This window comes from Methylomonas sp. HYX-M1 (assembly GCF_040741385.1).
GTDB classification, from domain to species: Bacteria; Pseudomonadota; Gammaproteobacteria; order Methylococcales; family Methylomonadaceae; genus Methylomonas; species Methylomonas rhizoryzae.
In genome coordinates, this window is record NZ_CP160405.1 from 3,262,529 (window position 1) to 3,279,711 (window position 17,183).

The 17,183-nt window shown below is 51.2% G+C and carries 12 protein-coding genes; 6 read left to right on the plus strand and 6 right to left on the minus strand.

Annotation, left to right across the window (positions count from 1 at the left end; genetic code table 11):
* Positions 1-60 precede the first annotated feature (60 nt).
* Positions 61-876 carry an oxidoreductase gene (locus tag AB0A83_RS14735; RefSeq protein ID WP_367154569.1) on the minus strand — a complete coding sequence of 272 codons (816 nt, stop codon included), beginning with the start codon at positions 874-876 and terminating at the stop codon, positions 61-63.
* A gap of 103 nt (positions 877-979) precedes the next feature.
* Here AB0A83_RS14735 and AB0A83_RS14740 point away from each other — a divergent pair, with 103 nt between their 5' ends.
* The 5 genes from AB0A83_RS14740 (at position 980) to AB0A83_RS14760 (ending at position 5,679) form a co-directional block, all read left to right on the plus strand.
* On the plus strand, positions 980-1,423 hold the full coding sequence (locus AB0A83_RS14740) for a winged helix-turn-helix transcriptional regulator (protein WP_367154570.1): 444 nt from the start codon (positions 980-982) through the stop codon (positions 1,421-1,423).
* Between the two features lie 430 nt (positions 1,424-1,853).
* Positions 1,854-3,056 carry a cytochrome-c peroxidase gene (locus AB0A83_RS14745; RefSeq protein WP_367154571.1) on the plus strand — a complete coding sequence of 401 codons (1,203 nt, stop codon included), beginning with the start codon at positions 1,854-1,856 and terminating at the stop codon, positions 3,054-3,056.
* Complete coding sequence (locus AB0A83_RS14750; RefSeq protein WP_367154572.1) at positions 3,049-4,125, plus strand: metallophosphoesterase; 1,077 nt, start codon at positions 3,049-3,051, stop codon at positions 4,123-4,125. The genes AB0A83_RS14745 and AB0A83_RS14750 overlap by 8 nt, the downstream gene beginning before the upstream one ends.
* A 17-nt stretch (positions 4,126-4,142) precedes the next feature.
* Positions 4,143-4,553, plus strand: coding sequence for a cytochrome C (locus AB0A83_RS14755; RefSeq protein WP_150049694.1), 411 nt, complete (start codon positions 4,143-4,145; stop codon positions 4,551-4,553).
* A gap of 334 nt (positions 4,554-4,887) precedes the next feature.
* Positions 4,888-5,679, plus strand: coding sequence for a hypothetical protein (locus AB0A83_RS14760; RefSeq protein WP_150049696.1), 792 nt, complete (start codon positions 4,888-4,890; stop codon positions 5,677-5,679).
* A gap of 314 nt (positions 5,680-5,993) precedes the next feature.
* Here AB0A83_RS14760 and AB0A83_RS14765 read toward each other — a convergent pair whose 3' ends face one another.
* The 5 genes from AB0A83_RS14765 to AB0A83_RS14785 form a co-directional block, all read right to left on the minus strand.
* On the minus strand, positions 5,994-6,575 hold the full coding sequence (locus tag AB0A83_RS14765) for a M48 family metallopeptidase (protein WP_367156169.1): 582 nt from the start codon (positions 6,573-6,575) through the stop codon (positions 5,994-5,996).
* 174 nt (positions 6,576-6,749) lie between these two features.
* Entirely contained in the window at positions 6,750-7,355 is a 606-nt protein-coding gene (locus AB0A83_RS14770) for a hypothetical protein (protein ID WP_190303154.1), read from the minus strand.
* 71 nt (positions 7,356-7,426) lie between these two features.
* Positions 7,427-8,743: a serine/threonine protein kinase gene (locus tag AB0A83_RS14775; RefSeq protein WP_367154573.1), complete on the minus strand. Its 1,317-nt coding sequence runs from the start codon at positions 8,741-8,743 to the stop codon at positions 7,427-7,429.
* Between the two features lie 11 nt (positions 8,744-8,754).
* Positions 8,755-9,609, minus strand: a complete 855-nt coding sequence (locus AB0A83_RS14780; RefSeq protein ID WP_150049704.1) for a Stp1/IreP family PP2C-type Ser/Thr phosphatase — start codon at positions 9,607-9,609, stop codon at positions 8,755-8,757.
* 5 nt (positions 9,610-9,614) lie between these two features.
* Positions 9,615-11,300 carry an FHA domain-containing protein gene (locus tag AB0A83_RS14785; protein WP_367154574.1) on the minus strand — a complete coding sequence of 562 codons (1,686 nt, stop codon included), beginning with the start codon at positions 11,298-11,300 and terminating at the stop codon, positions 9,615-9,617.
* Between the two features lie 765 nt (positions 11,301-12,065).
* Between AB0A83_RS14785 and AB0A83_RS14790 the strand changes: the two genes are divergently transcribed.
* Positions 12,066-16,934: a PAS domain S-box protein gene (locus AB0A83_RS14790; RefSeq protein ID WP_367154575.1), complete on the plus strand. Its 4,869-nt coding sequence runs from the start codon at positions 12,066-12,068 to the stop codon at positions 16,932-16,934.
* Positions 16,935-17,183 lie beyond the last annotated feature (249 nt).

A 17,183-nucleotide genomic window follows, 5' to 3' on the forward strand; every position in this document is an offset into this window, starting at 1 on the left:
GGATACATTGTCGTCATGGAATTCTTCGATAACTGAGTCATGTCCCTATCCGTCCTTAATTCAGGCTATCGGCAGCTGGTTAAACTTGCGCAAACTCTTGTCTACCAAGGCTTCCGGCATGAATCGGCGCAGGAAACGCACTTGGCTGGCTTGTTTTCCGGCGGTATACCGTCTTTTGGGAACCGCGGCAGTCGCGGCTTTCAACACCGTATCAGCCACCACCTCCGGGGCATCGCCCGCATTCACCCCATTGCGCATCAGCGCTGCCATGCCGGCACGTACCGCGTCATAGACCGCAAGCGGTTGATCGGGCTTGGTTAAACTGGCTTCGAACGCGGTGCGGGTAAACGCCGGTTCAACCAGTACGACGCGGATGCCGAAGGTGCGCAGTTCGTGGTCCAGCGATTCGGAATAACCTTCAACCGCATGCTTGGTCGCCGCATACAGCGCGTTGTAAGGCGCCGGGATCAAGCCCATTACCGAACTAATATTGACGATCCTACCTTTTCCTTGGTTGCGCATGGTCGGCAGCACGGCATTGGTCACGCGGGTGATGCCGAACAGGTTGACATCGAACAAGGCCTGAGCCTGCGCGGTGGACGACTCTTCCGCCCCGCCCAGCAAGCCGACGCCGGCATTGTTGACCAGAAGATCTATGCGGCCGGCCTGTTGCACTACCTCGGCTACCGTGGTCTTTACCGACCCTTCGTCGGTCACGTCGCAGGTCAACATCGTGATGCCATCGGCGCTTGCAAGCGCCTTGCGGCTGGTGCCGAATACGCGGTAACCGGCTTGTTGCAGGGCCTTGGCCGTTACCAGCCCAATGCCCGAGGATGCGCCGGTGATCAGGGCTACAGCGTGGTCTTTATTGTTCATATCGAATCTCCTTGTGAGGGTGGATAGTCTGCCGACTAAGTGTTACTATCATTTCGAAACTAATGTTACTATCAATTTGAAATCAAGTCACTACTAAAAACGTATGAACGATAAAAATAGTTGCGCCGACCCTTGTCCAATCGCTCGCTGCCTGGCTTTTCTCGGCGACGCCTGGAGTCTGTTGATAATGCGGGACGCCCATATTGGCCTGACCCGCTTCGACCAATTTCGAAAAAGCCTGGGCATCGCGCCGACGATATTGACGCGGCGCTTGGCTACATTGACGGAGGAAGGTATGCTGGAAAAGCGGCTTTATTCGGAGCGTCCGCCGCGAGAAGAGTATCTGTTGACGGCCGCCGGCCGCGATTTTCTGCCGGTGCTGGTGATGATAGGCGCCTGGGGACACCGGTATCGCGGCGAAGGTCCGTTGGTGCGCATCCAGGACGTTGAAACGGGAGAGGATATTAAACCGGTCGCTATCGACGAGGTAACGGGGGCAAAGATTGGGACTCGCCCGCTACGCTTTGTGTTGCCGAATGACGTCTGATGATAGCCCTTCCGGCTCAACCCACATAAATTGGTGAACTCGGCATGAGTTTTACAACCGAGATAATCCAGTTTGTACTCGATAAGTTATTGAAAATATTGCAATCGAATTTAAAGCCAATATTTCGGCAGCAATCCGGTAATGTCAAAAGTTACAGAGAGATAGCGGGACAAATTATGCTTTGGGTTAATGACCCGCACATTCACTCGCCTCAAGCAATTTTTCTCCTCCAACCGGCTTCAACCGGATTTCCGCTACTGGATAGACTTTATCTATCGCACCGATACAGACAATCAAATTTCCATACCTGTAGCGGACAACTAAACTAGCCGACAGACGGGACGGGAGTGATGCAGCTTAAGGCATCACGGATCAACTACTACACACTCGGCCCGCCCCGCTCTGCCATCATCGCCAGGAGGACACCGCCATGCACAAACTCTCGCCCTTACCGATAGTGGTTGCCGCCGCCATCGGGGCCTGCAGCCAAACACCGCAATCCGTTACGACCAGAGCGCCAGCTGCAAAAGCCGTTACGGCCGCCGCCGGCTCCGGCAACCCGTTACTCGGCCTGCCGCACGTGCCGATACCGGCCGACAACCCGCAAACGCCGGCCAAAATTGCCCTAGGCGACAAGCTATTTCACGACAAACGCTTTTCCATCGACGGCACGGTCGCCTGTTCCAATTGTCACGACGACGGTAAGGCCTTCACCGACAATCTGCCGGTCTCTGTCGGCCACCACGGCTTGACCGGTACCCGCAATGCCCCGACCGTCATCAACGCGGCGTTTTACCAATCGCAATTCTGGGACGGCCGCGAGCCGAATCTGGAAAGCCAATCCAAGCAACCTTTCGTCAACCCGGTGGAAGGCGGCCTGCCCAACCACGAGACGATTTTACACATCGTGCGTAACGACCCGGACTATCGAACCGCGTTTAACGCGGTGTTTCAAGTCGCCGGGGACAACTTGAACATGGAACACGTCGCCAAAGCCATCGCCAGCTTCGAACGCAGCATCGTGGCCGGCGATTCGCCGTTCGACCTGTACTACTTCAAAAGTGAGCGGACGGCATTAACCGAATCGCAACAACGCGGCTTCAACGTATTCTTATCCGAGGGCCGTTGCGTTTCCTGCCACCTGATCGAACAAGACCAAGCCCTCTTCACCGACAGCCGCTTTCACAATATCGGGGTCGGCATCAATGCGGTGCAACAAGACGTACCGCGCTTGGCTTCGGCATTTCTAGCCGCCAAAGCCCAAGGCGGCGACGTCGACCAAATGGTGTTAACCGACAAAAAATCTTCGGAGCTGGGCCGATTCGCGGTCACCGACCACATCAGCGAGATCGGCGCCTTCAAAACGCCCACCCTGCGCAACATCGCCCTGACCGCACCGTACATGCACGACGGCAGTTTGAAAACCCTGAAAGAGGTGGTGATGCATTACAACAACGGCGGCGTCACCCCGGCCGGTGCCATTCCGAATGCCCACTTAAGCGGCGGCATACGGCCGTTGAATCTGAGCGACGCACAAATCGACGATCTGGTGGCCTTCTTGGAAAGCCTGACCAGCGCGCAATACGCCAAGCTAGAACCCGCCACCGTTCAACCGGGAGACAACCATGAGTAATATCGACCGCAGCCGACGCAACTTTCTGAAAACCGGCGGGGCACTGGCGCTGGGCAGCACCTTGCCTATCGGCCTGGTGGAATTGGCCTTCGCCGAACCGGCGCAAAACTTCAGCTTCGCTTACATTTCCGACGCCCATATTCAGCACATCAAAGGCAACCGCTTCGTGCGCAATTGGGACATGGGCCTGAAGCGGGCGGTAGCCGAGGTCAATCTGCTGACGCCTAAGCCCGATTTCGTGATGTTCGGCGGCGATTTGGCACAGCTAGGTTCCAAACCGGAACTGGACCACGGCGCCGAAATGTTGTCGGCCCTACAACTGCCGGTGAAATACGTGATGGGCGAACACGACTACTACCTGGACTTGGGCGCGTACTGGGAACAGTTGTTCGGGCCGCAGTATTACAGCTTCGAGCACAAAGGCGTGCATTTCATCGTATTGAACAGCATCCGCACCTACGACGACTGGACTTACCACCGCTGGCCCAGCGCCGAACAACGCATGCTGGAAATGGCCGGTCTGGACAACCCCAAAGGCTCGCCGTTCATGGTCGGAGACGAACAACGAGTTTGGCTGAAAGCCGATCTGGCCAAGGTTGATAAAACCACGCCCATCGTGGTGTTCTCGCACTCGCCGCTGCAAAAAATCTATAAAGGCTGGAATTTCTGGACCGAAGACGCCGAACAGATCCAAGCGCTGCTCAAACCCTTCAAAAAAGTCTCGGTGATATACGGCCACGTACACCAGATACAGTACAACCAAATCGGCAACATCAGCTTCAACTCGGTGATGGCCACCGCCTGGCCGTGGCCGTATCCGGCCAGCTATGCCCAGGCCGAGCAATACCTACCCAAGTTGACCGTCCCCATGAACCGGGCCGACCCCTTTTTCGAGCGCGACGCCACCGGTTGGCAATTCATTAATGTCGGCAGCGGCAACGTCGATCTGAATTTTACCTTGTACGACAATCGAGACCGGGTGGTGCGTTTCGATACCCTGAAAAAACAACCGCAAGACCGCGACTATCAAGCCGAAAGCGCGCGCATCGACCCGCAACGCCATTACTAACCGCAGAGGAGAAGCTCATGAACACCGTAAAACCTTGGATGCCGCTGTTGATCGTCTGCGCTTTGACAGGCCTCACCTGCCCGGCCGCCGCCGACGAATTCAACGCGGAAGACCAACAACGCTGGCAACAACAATTCATGGCAAGCGTCCAACAAGGCCGCGCACTTTGGACAGACCCGGCCATGGGCAGCAACGGCGTGGTTTGCGCGCAATGCCACCCCAACGCCGCCAACACCCACCCGGAAACCTATCCGAAATTCCAAAAGCAGCTCGGCCGAGTAGCTCCGCTGTGGGAAATGATCAACTGGTGTTTGCGCAACCCGCTGGAAGGCCAGCCCTTGGCCGCCGACGACCCGAAAATGATTGCCATCCAAGCTTACGTAACCTACGAAAGGCGCGGGGTTAAGTTAGAGCCAGGCAAACATTAATCCTAATTCTTCATATAGCCAATTAGTCAACCTTATAGCCGCTTTAACGGCTATAATGCCTTCGAGTCGACATAACCTGCATGCATATACAGACATGCTTTCTCTATCATGTTTTGAATACTCAAATGGTTACCCACTTAAGCCGGGACAATTGGAGGCTAAGCCTCCTTCTTTTATCCCGGCTTAAAAAACGGGAAGACTGCTCAAATCATGCTCATCGTGTAATTTATTGTTGGCGATAATTTCGAGCCTTGAAGATCAAGCTTTATCATTTTGCACCCATACTGTTGACTTATTTTAACAAATTTTCAATTTTTATAATAAATTATATTTTATGATTAAAAAGGATTTGAAACTCAAAAAACTTTTTTTAGCTTTTTCTTTTATTTTGGTAACAACAAATACCCAAGCATACTCAATCAGTTTAAATGCCGATCGCTACTTATATAGCGGCAATGCGACCGACGGCACACCCTGTTTCGATTATCAAATCGGCATATTTAGCGCCAAAAACGGCTTTATAGCCTCAGCCAATTTTCCTAGCTATGCTTGTAATGAAGAATTAACAGCGCTTGACGGCCTACCTATAATTAGCTTGGCATTTTGGAGTTTATATCCAAAATCGGCCTTGGGTGGTATTAAAAGGAGCGCTCAAACTTATAGCATCGACGAGATTGAATATGTTGCTTTATATTCAAAACAAGCCGGTTTATCCAACAAACCCATTGTTAGCGTTACCTATACTGGATATTTAAATCAGAATCAAACTTCGTCAAACGAAGACGATGCGGAAACCGAGAATTACGGTTTTTTCAAGGTCAGCTTGGATCGTGCGCGCACAACCGAAATGACGATTAACTTCAAGCTATCAGGATCAGCCAAAAAAGGTCAGGACTATCTCGTTTATTTATACGATAACGCCAACGATCAAATGCAAAACATCACCCAGGAAAATAGCATTACTATCCCTGCCGGGGAAACGGACGAAACTATTTTTATATTACCGGTAGACGACATTAAAAAAGAGAAAAAGGAAAAACTCAAATTTTCGCTAAAAGCCAATCCGAAAATTTATAAAATCGGCAAACCCAAATCCGGCACCTTACAGATTACCGATAACGACTAACCGACACGGCACGAAATAAGAAAATTATGCAACCCGTAAGGCGGATACCCGATAGGGATTATCCTCCGAATCTCGGCTGCAATTGTGCCGGTCTGGCTACGGGTATGTTGCTGGCTTCGATATGGCGGAACGTCTGACGACTTCCGCCCTACGAAAATACGAAACCACAACCATTTTTTGGCAAGGAAAAACCTATGGGCAAATGGGACAAGCTGGTTGATTTGATTTTGCTCGGTGGCTCGGATGCCAATATTGCTTTTGACGATTGATGCGGCTTGTTATTGAGGCTGGGGGTTGATGAACGTATAACCGGGTCATTCGGCGGACATAGAACGTTTGATAGCAAGGAAAGCGTCGGAACTGTCCACAGGTAGCGGATTTAAGCTTTTTAGCGCCTGTTCCAGCGATTTTAGGCGATTGGAATCTTGGAAGTGGCCGGCATGAGAATTTGCCAAGCGTCGGGAAATTTCAAGTATGGCGTAAGGATCAAACCCGGTCTGTTGCAACAGCCGAATGGCAATCCGGTCTGCTTGTTGCTCTTTTGCCGGCTCGATCTCCTGAGTGATGGAACCATGTTGAACTTGCTCGGATGTTTTCGATGAAAAAACGTCCAATAAATGACTTAACAAGAATGAAGATTGTCGGCAGAAATGTCCCCCGAGCTCGTGGCCTATTTCATGAGCGATGATGGCCGCCAATTCGGATTCGTTCTGCGCCAAATTCATTGCCCCCTCCGTTATAAAAATCAGGCCATTGCCAATGGAAAACGCATTAGGCTCCAAGTTACGCACTACCATAAACCGCCAGATTACCCCTTGTCCGTCGAGAGCCGTTCCAACCAAACGGGCGCCCAGGTTTTGCACATACTGTGTAACGGGATCTCCGCTTCCGCGCATCGGCCATTCGTTTTCGATGTGCTGCAGGGTTTGTGAAGCCAATTCTCGCTCTTCCGGACAAGGCAATTCCAAATATTCCGCCCGCGCATTAAAAGCGAGAATCGTGCAAAGCGGCAGCAGCAAACGCTGTGTGTACCGCCGACTTAAAGATTTGCTCGAAATGTAATGCCTCAACTATGCGCCAACGACAAATACGGTGGGACGCACGTCATAGCTGCTACCGGATTGAATTTTTTGCTCGATTACATAAGTTCCGGGCGGCATTTTGTTCGGAATCGTGAAATCGACCTCCGAATTGCCGCCACCCAGTTGGCGGGTTACCGGTCGATTACTGAGTTCCTGTAGAACTTTTCCGTCTTTTTTCAACGTCATGGTTTCCTGAACATTAACGCTCTGAGTGCCCTTGGGCGCCATGACCGAATAGTCAAGCGCAATTTTCAGCTTGTCTCCCGCCCGCACGGTTTCGGGAAACGCGGTGGCGTTACGAATCTTGACTTCCGTTGTATTCATCGGCGTTGTATAGCCGTATAGCTTTTGATCTTCCGCTGCAGTTCTGGTTTGAGAAGAGTGATAACTGTAAAGGGCCAATCCGGCCAAAGCCAGACATCCGGCTCCCGCCCCGGCCCCGGCCCCGGCACTTCCTGTCAGCGCCCCGGTCAAAATACCCACGCCTGCGCAGCCCAGCGTTGCCAATCCGGCAGATTGTTCCATGGTTGCGCACCCGGTTAGCAAGGCGGTTGAAAATACGGTAGTCAGAAATGTTATCTTTGGTGTGTTCATCTTCATCTCCAGGAAGGCGGGCGGACAAATACCATTAAGGGTTGGGACGGTTACAATCAACGGCTAACTATTCATTTAATTCTTATCGCGCTTTGGGCAAAATCCTGTTGCCAATCGCTATCGCTATTATTCGATTTGAGTTTCTTCGGCTTCGATTTTTGCTGTTTAGGTTTTTCAGTTTGAGTATTATTCTCGTGCTGCGAGCTGCCACCTTCATTAATGGTACTCGTTTCGGCAAATGATGGATCCGGCTGTGTAAACTCAGGTTCCGGCTTGGTAATAGTGACGGGTACAACCTGCTTTTCAGTTTCAGGTTTCGAGGACAACATATTGTAATCAAGCACTTTCTTTTCCTGATTTTGGTTGTCGTCCTTAAGCGTCTCTTTAATATCTACGATAGTGTCACGATTACTGGTTTCAATGATCGGCGATACGCTTCGCTTATCCCGAAAGTTGAAATCCCAAAAAATATAGGCGCTGCCGATTATCATTAGTCCAAATAAAAAAACCAATCCGGGATATTCGGTGATAAAGTTTTTAATTTTACTGTCTTTGCGGATTTGATTGGTGTTTGAAGGCGTATTTTCAACGATTTTTTGTAGTGCTTTACTAAAATCATTGGCGTCCTTAAAACGATGCTCCGGCTTTTTTTCCAACGCTTTAAATACAATATTTTCCAGTTGATTTGGAATAATGCCCGCTAAGTTTTTCAATGGCTTCGGCTTTTCCTCTACGTGCGCTTTTATTAATTCATACTCGGTATTTTTCTGAAAGGGGACATGGCCGGTAAGCATTTCATATAGCGCTATGCCCACGGAATAAATGTCGGATCGGGCATCCGTTTCCTGTCCTCGGATTTGTTCAGGTGAAACATATTCCATCGTGCCGACCAAATGTCCGGTTTTTGTCAAGCGTGCGGTTTCTAGGATTCTAGCAATTCCAAAGTCCAGAATTTTTAACGATTTGCTGTTATTAACAATGATATTCGACGGCTTGATGTCTCTATGAACGATATTGAAGCCGTGGGCATGAGCGAGGCCTTCCAATATTTTTATCGTATAGTCCAAAGCCGCTTGCCATGGTAAAGCGCCTTGACGCTGAATCAAAGAATCGAGCGTTTCCCCGTTGACATACTCCAAAGCCATATAGTACTGATCACCGATTTTTCCGAAGTTATAAACGGTAGCAATATTGGGGTGATTCAATTTACCGAGCAGGATGGCTTCGGAACGGAAACGCTGAACGATGTCTTCCCGACTGCTTAATTCGGGTCTAAGCAGTTTTATTGCCACTTCCCGTTCCAGCATGACGTCAATGCCTTTGTACACCTCACCCATGCCGCCGACACCGATTTTTTCAATGATTTTATAGTTATCGATTTGATCCATAATATTTGGGTTTAAAACCGGGTAATAGGTACACGTAGATGTCCTTCCGCCATTTTTCCAATCTTGACAATAATCACCGAGATATTATCGTATCCGCCTCTTTGCTTGGCTAAATCCACTAAAATATCGCAGGCAATTTGCGCCGAATTTTTCTGGGTTATTTCTATTAATTCAGGTTCGGAAACCAAGTCATATAAACCGTCGGAGCAAAGTACAAAGCAGTCCGATTGTTCCAAAAACAACGGACTTTTAGATAATGCGACGTTGACGCTAGGTTTGGTGCCTACAGCGCGCGTGATGATGTTTTTATCAGGATGAGTTTCCGCTTCCTTCGGTTGTAACAAGCCGTCTCTGATCATTTGTGCGACCATCGTATGATCTTCGGAAAGCTGGATACAGCTTCCATTTCGAATCAAGTACAAACGGCTGTCGCCGACATTGGCGTAGACAGCACAGCCCTCCACGATCACCAGCACGACCAAGGTCGTTCCCATGCCGGCCAACTCCGCCTGTTGTTTCGCAACACCGAGTATCGTGGCATTGGCTTCCGCGAAGCTGTCCGTGAGCGCTTGCTGGCAGGAATGCCGGTCAAGTTGGCGAGAAAAGCGCCTTTCCAGAACGGTAACCGCCAATTCGCTGGCTGTTTCTCCACCGTTATGTCCGCCCATTCCATCCGCAAGAATGGTAACCGCATTGCCGGGGGCGGCGTAACGCACGCATCCTATTCGATCCTGATTACTGGCTCTCACGCAACCGACATCGGAGTACAACCCGATATCAATAGAATAACCCGATAAATGGGGCTCCCGGATAAGGTATCTGGAGCGCTTTGTTTTTCCGAACCAGCGATCCCAAACGGTTTTCATATTGATTATTGCACCAATTTATTGATACCCATTACTTCCAGACCGTGCTTTATCGGTACTGCAAAGGTTATCGCGGTTCCTCCCGATTGCCTGCCGGATGAAAAAATGCCGATCACTTTACCTTGGTCATTGAATACCGGGCCGCCGCTGTTTCCGGCACCGGTGGCGTTGACGGTCAATTGATAGGCATCGCCAAATTCGCTGTAGTAATCTTCCACGGCATCGGACGTCACTTCCGCTTTGCCTTGCAGCACTTTGCCTATGTTGCCGGAGGTCACGGTCGGCTGCGGTATCACCCGGACTTGACTTTGTCGGTTAAAAGGGTCCTGGGAATTCAGCTTGACTCCGATATCGGGCGAAATACCCGGATAACCCATCACGGTGATGGAATCGCCGGGGTTGACCGAAATGTCCGTCGCCAAGTCAACCGGCATCAACGCGTTAATGACATCGATTTTTATCAGTGCAACATCGGCAATATCGGATACCCTAACCAAATGCGCGGGGATAGCCAGTCCGGTGTTCGGAAAAGTCACATTCAGGGTATCGTTGACGCCTTCAACCGATTTACCCAATTGGCCGGGCACCCATTTATTCAAACTACTCCAAAGTGCATCGGATTCCGTGAAAGGCTTGATTTGATATCGCGCGCAATTCGTGTCTTGGCAAATTTTTAACACGCCGGGAGAAAAATCCTTGTAACTGGTTTGCCAACTAGCGGCGACATGGCGATTGGTCAGAATGAAGCCGGATTTATCGACTACAAAACCGGATCCCAAGCCACTTCCTCGAATCGGAATGCCATTTTCGTCACTGAGTTCCGGACTTACCGAGCCGTCAATATAACGGTAGGCGGGTACGGCGTTTGCACAGCGCCCTCTATTTTTTTCAATACAGTATAAGCTTTGATAAATTTGTTTTCCGGATACGGTATGAATGAGTCTCCAATTGAATTCAATTGACGCCGTGGAGGCTGCATATTGTTTGAATATGTCCGAGGGACTTAGGGCGTTATTTGCCGAAATTTCGGCAATTTTTTGATCGCTGCTTTGCTTAATACCGATAATGCTCTGTTGGAGTTGGGTTTTGTCTTGATAATTTTTATATAGAAAAAAGCCGGAAACCGCAATAATAAGGCCGATAATGCCGGCGCCATAGTTAATCATTTTCTTGCGAGTATTGTTTTCAGCATAACTGATTTCGCGCATTAAAGTGGTTTTGCCTATACCTTTGGAGCTGTCTGCGCCGGCCCGTGTTTCCTTTTTCGTCGTATCGGATTCGAAGAAAGGTTCTATGCGTTGTTCTCGAGTTGCCGGCGATACAGAGATTTGTTCGGATAGCCGGGTTGCCTTGATAGGCGTTTCCGGTCGAGGATCAAGGTCGAAGGTGAATTTCACTCCACCATTACCTAATTGCACAACATCGCCGGGTTTCAATAATTGCGGCCTTATAATCTTTTGATCATTGACATACGTTCCGTTTGTACTATTCAAATCCGTCAATAAAAAATCATTTTCACCTTGAGCGGTAATTTTGCAGTGCTGGCGACTTACCAAATCATCTTTGCTTGCATCGAAAATAACCTGACAGTGATTCTCTCGACCGAATAATACCTCCCGTATGGGTAGGTTAAAGAATTCCGTCTGGTTTGCTTTCGATCCAAGTAAATGTTTTATAATGATTTTTTTCATAAAGTGATCCGATTAAGATAGTGTTTTTGGACTATAAAGCAGCGCTACACCTTACCGATAATATGTCATCGATCATTCGGCAGTAAAAACTCTTTTTATCGGACAGCCAACCAAATACCCGGTACTGTCGAAAATATAATCACCTATTGCCAAGCTGTTTTCAACACACTTAGCGTTGAACCTGATTCCATTGTCTTCAGCCCAGCCGTCCTATCCTTACACGGAAAAATCTCCTGTTGGCCGGTGGATGGCAATTGCTCCGGCGTTTCAGCGCATAGCAAACCTTACTATGAAAGTCATGCCGGGAACGACACATAACCGCGATTCGCAAGGTCATCATCGCCACTCGCTCCTACCAAACTCCTTTCATTTGCCGGGGCGATTGCCAGGCCTTCATGATCGTTAGGTATAGGCATGGCGGAATCAATGGGACGACAGATAAGAAGTCCTTATGCTTCCGGCTGCTTCGGACTCGGCGGTTTGCGCCTACACTTAAATTTTGATTCCGAATTTGCTGTTATTGGGACGGTCTTGTCGTCGCGACCCGGGTTTTGCTCCCACTGACTACCTTTCATTGGTCGGGGCGATGCTGCGGTTTCGCGCTCGTTAAATTCCGCATCGACCGTATTTAAATCAAGGCAAACCTAGTCTGTGGCTGGTTTAGCCGTAACCCATCCAGAATTTTTCAGTTTGTTTTATGACATCCAGTGTTATCCCATCATGCCGGCGGGGATTGGCATTAACAATATTCGCAAGAGGGAGTCAATGAGAATTCCTCCTAAGCCCGCGCGCAGCAAAGGCTTTGTGTTTTTGTTCGGCTTATGCCTGTCCGGGATTGTGTTGTCTTCGGTTTGGTTTTTGCAAAACAGTTACCGGCAGAACATGGCGGACGCCGAGCGAAATAATTCGAATCTCGCTCGGATGCTGGAAGCCCGCTTCGCGGAAACGTTTGCCCGGGTAGCACAGCTATTGACGCAGCAAGCTCAAGTCATCGAAGTCAAGCTGTTGCCGAGCGGCGCTAAGGGCGAGGACCTTGTCTCGAGTTTTTCGGCATTGGCGGATGCCATACTCAGGCAAGACGTCGCGCAAATTCGCTATTACGCCGGCGATGGTCGGTTGCGGTATGCAACCGATCCGGAACATGCCGAACGCTCGATTTCGGATGAAAGTTATTTCCACGAGTTACGTTTTCAGCCGGCTCTGGAATTTGCCTTTTCCGAAGCGGTGTTTGAGCCCAAAAGCGGGCGCTGGTTCTTGATCATGGCAAGAGCGGTTCGCGATAACGACGGCGGTTTGCGGGCAGTGCTAGCCGGTTTGATCGATTTACAGCAGCAGGCCGAGCTCTTGCAAAAGCTGGATTTCGGCACTAGCGGTCTGGTGTCTGTCAGACGGATAGACGATAGCCGCCTCATCCTCCGAATTCCTTGGCTGGACGACGAGATCAACCATGCGGTCGCTACCGATCATCCGATCAGAAATTTCATTACGCAAGGCCGCAAGTCCGGCGCCTTGGTGATAGCTTCGCAGATAGACGGCAACGAGCGCATCCTGCATTTTCGCGCGATCGACCGCTTTCCGTATTACATCAAAGTCGGCACGTTGAAGTCGGTGGCATTGGCCGCCTGGTATAGCCAATTCAAGTGGACCTTGTTGCTGCAAAGCGTGTTTATCGTGCTGTTCGGCTTGGGCGTCCGGCGCTTGCAACGCGCCATGCGCGAACAGACCCGGCTGACGCAGGCTTTCAACGAGCAAGCGTCTCAATATCGGCTGGCAATCCAAACTTCCTTGGACGGCTTTTGGTTGGTGGACGCCGAAGGGCGGATACTCGAAGTCAACGACGCCTATTGCGTCATGTCGGGTTATAGCCGCGAGGAGCTATTACGCAAACAGGTACTGGACATCGATGCGGATCAATCGGCCGAGGTAGTTGCCGAGCACATGGCCACCTTGAAGCGATGCGGTTTCGAAAAATTCGAAACCCTGCATAGGGCGAAAAGCGGGCGCATCGTGCCTGTAGAGATTGTCGTCTCATTTCTGCCCTATGCCGGCGGACGGTTTTACGCCTTTATCAAAGACCTTAGCGAGCAAAAGCAGGACAAGGCGCGATTAGAGGAAAATCAAGCGCGTTTGTCGGCGATCATCGACAACGAGCCGGAATGTATAGAAGTGATAGGGGTAGACGGCTGTTGGGCGGACATTAATCCTGCCGGTATCGGAATGTATGAAGCCGATTGCGCCGAGCAACTCATCGCTTGTTCGGTATTCGACTTTATCGCCCCCTCTTTTCGCTTAGCTTACGCCGATTTGCATAGGCGGGTGATTGGCGGAGAATCTTGCGTCATGGAATACGCGGTAAACGGCCGCAAAGCGGGCCGGCGTTGGCTGGAAACGCACGCGGTACCGATGCGGCAAAATGGCGAAACGTTTCATTTGGCGATTACCCGAGACGTGACCGAGCGGCGAAAACTGGAACACGTGTTACGCGAAAGCCACGAACGCATGTTCCAATTTTTCGAATTGGCGCCGGTAGGGATTGCGATGAGCGATATGCAAGGCCGTCTGGTCGAGTTCAATCTGGCGTTTCAGACCATTACCGGGCGAAACGCGCGGGTGCTGGCGGGCTTGTCGTATAGCGACATCACCCCGGAACGTTTACAGGTCCACGATGAAGCACAGTTCGAGATTTTACAGCGTACCGGAACTTACGGCCCTTACGAAAAAGAATTGGAACGGCCGAATGGCGAGTTGGTTACCGTTAGAGTCAACGGCATGCGGGTTACCGAGACCGATGGCAACATCTATGCCTGGTCGATATTCGAAGACATCACGCATTTAAAACTTGGTCAGCAATTATTGCGTGCCAGCGAACAGCGCTTTCAAGCGGTGGTAGATACCTTGCCGATCGGCATTTTAATCGTCGACGAGCGGGAAAACGTGAATTACCTGAATCCGAGTTTTGTCGCTACCTTCGGCTACAGCACCCGGGATATCGCTAAAATCGCGGATTGGTGGCGCTTGGCGTTGCCGGAAGCCGAATATCGCGAATGGGTAATCGACAATTGGAATGAACGGCAATTGGCTGCGCAACGGCTGGGACAATTCAGTCCTCTGGAAATCCGGCTGAGCTGCAAGAACGGCAGCCGGAAGCGAGCGATTGCCAGCGCGGTACCGTTAGCGGATTTACGCTCCGGCCGTCTGCAATTGATTACCTTGGTGGACGTCACTGAAATGAAGCGGCTGGAAATCAAGCTGCGCGAAAGTTACGAGCAGTTGAACAAGTTATCTCAGAACGTCCCCGGTGCAATCTTTCAATATCAACGGCATCAGGACGGCTGGAGCCGTTTCCCTTACACGAGCAAGGGTATGGCCGAGCTGTTCGGTATAGCCGCGGATAAATTGCTAAGCGATGCAAAGCCGTGGCTGGAAGCGGTACATCCGGATGACAGAAAAAGTTTGGAGGAAAGCCTGGCGTATTCGGCCGAAAGCTTGAGCGATTGGAAACTGGAATACCGGGTGTCGGCAGCGGACGGCAGCGATAAGTGGCTGCTGGGTCAGGCCCGACCGGAGAGGCTGGCGGACGGCAGCGTGTTGTGGAACGGCTATTTCGGCGACATTAGCGATAGAAAGCGGCTAAACCGAAAACTGGAGGAAAACCAGGCGCTGATGACTGCGGTGCTGGAAAACGTTAGTGCCTACATTTATTTAAAAGACCAAAACTTTCGCTACGTATATGCCAACCGCATGGCCCGGGCGTTGTTCCAGGCTAACGAAGTCGAGATCATAGGTTCTAGCGATTTCGATATGTTCGACGCGCAGACCGCCGCCAAAATTCGGGCGAACGACGAGCGGGTATTGTTGAAAGGCGAAACGATACAAGTCGAACACAAATACCGCTTGAAGGAAGGCGAGTTAACCAAGGTATTTTTAACCGTTAAATTACCCTTGCGCCGAGAAGACGGCACTATTTATATGGTGTGCGGGATTTCCACCGACATTACCAGCCGGGTGGAACTGGAAAATTCGATTCGAGCCGCCCGCGATGCCGCCGAACAATCGGCGCTAGCCAAATCGCAGTTCTTAACCAATATGAGCCACGAAATCCGCACGCCGATGAGCGGCGTGATCGGTTTGACCGCGCTGGCCTTAAATCAGCACTGTAGTTTGCCTGTTAGGCAGTATTTGGAAAAAATCGCCAGTTCTTCGCAAAGCTTGCTGGGCATTTTGAACGACATTTTGGACATCTCCAAAATGGAGGCCGGCCGTTTGACGTTGGAGCGCGAGCCCTTCGATCTGGACGTCGAGCTGGACATTCTTAGGGCGATGTTCGAAGACAAGGCGCTGGCCAAACAATTGAGCCTTGCTATCGATGTGGCGGCCGGCACGCCGCGCGAATTGATCGGGGACGCCTTGCGTCTGCGTCAGGTTTTGTCCAATTTGCTGGGCAATGCCCTCAAATTCACCCCGCAAGGTTCGGTGAAATTGGCGATAGCCTGCGACCGTCAGTCGGACGATACGGTCGATCTGAATTTTTCGGTTTCCGATACCGGCATAGGTATCAATGCGACGGATTTAGACAAGTTGTTTCAACCGTTCAGCCAAGTGGACAGTTCTATTGCCCGCCGTTTCGGCGGCACCGGACTGGGCTTGGCGATCAGCCGGAATCTGCTGCAGCTGATGGGGAGCGATTTTTATGTGACGAGTGCACAAACGGAAGGCTCCACATTCGGGTTTGTGTTGCGGTTACCGTTGGCTACGAAGCAAACGCGAATCACCCGCCGGCGGCGGGCGCGGAAGGCCGGCGCGTTGACCCGCGAATTGCAAAGCCTGGGCGCTCCCATCCGGGGCGCGCGGATTCTGTTGGTCGAAGACGACGAAATCAACCGGCGGGTAGTGGCGGAATTTCTGAAATTGACCGGTTTAGCGGTAAGCATTGCCGGCAACGGTGCCGATGCGCTGGCGACGTTGCAACAAACAAGCTTCGACGCGGTACTGATGGACGTCAACATGCCGGAGATGGACGGCTTCGAAGTCTGCCGGCGTATTCGCTCCCAGCCGCAGTATGCGGCATTGCCGATTATCGCCTTGTCGGCCGGCGCGTCGGAATCCGAGCGCGCGCATTGCATCGAGCAAGGCATGAACGATTTCGTCGCCAAACCTGTCGATCCTAACCAACTGATCCATACCTTGACGCGCTGGGTGGCGCACAGCTCACCGGCGGATTCGCCGCTCGAAACGGCGGTCGGCGAGGTGCTTGGCCACGGCCCGAGTGCTCTCCTTTCGCCGGATAGTCATGCCGCGGCATGGCCCGGATTGGATTGCTCGCGCCTGTTGGAGATGCTGGGTGGAGATCGAGCGTTTTTATTGGAGCTATTGTGGTCTTTTAAAGCCAACTCCCAAGACGTCATGGATAAAATCGCGGCGAGCGTCGAATCGGCGGATTTTAAAGCCGCTACCGAGCTGTTGCACGGGCTGAAAGGGACGGCCGGCAACCTGGGCGCTTACGGTTTACAAGGCGTTTGCGCGCGTTTGGAGACTGCTTGTCGGCAGGAGGCGTGCAATTCAAGCTCGTTAGCCGAATTAGAATCGGTTTATCGCGAGACCATTGCCGAAATCGACAGGATGTCGGAACACTGAGGATGTTTTGCCGACTGTAAGCGCTAAGGATATTCCACATACTCACTTATCTAATTTGCCGCAGCTGCTCCTGTTTATCTCAAAGCACCGATAGCCTGACACGAATGAAGAGGATAGGGGTCACTACCCTAGGGCTTAGGTCAGATGGAACCGTGCTCCGCAAACCTCTTTATACCGGCAGAGCCATGGCCGGACGAATCCGCTCCATCATCGAGCGGATTCGGTTCATGGCAGGGGATAAGCGTTCTA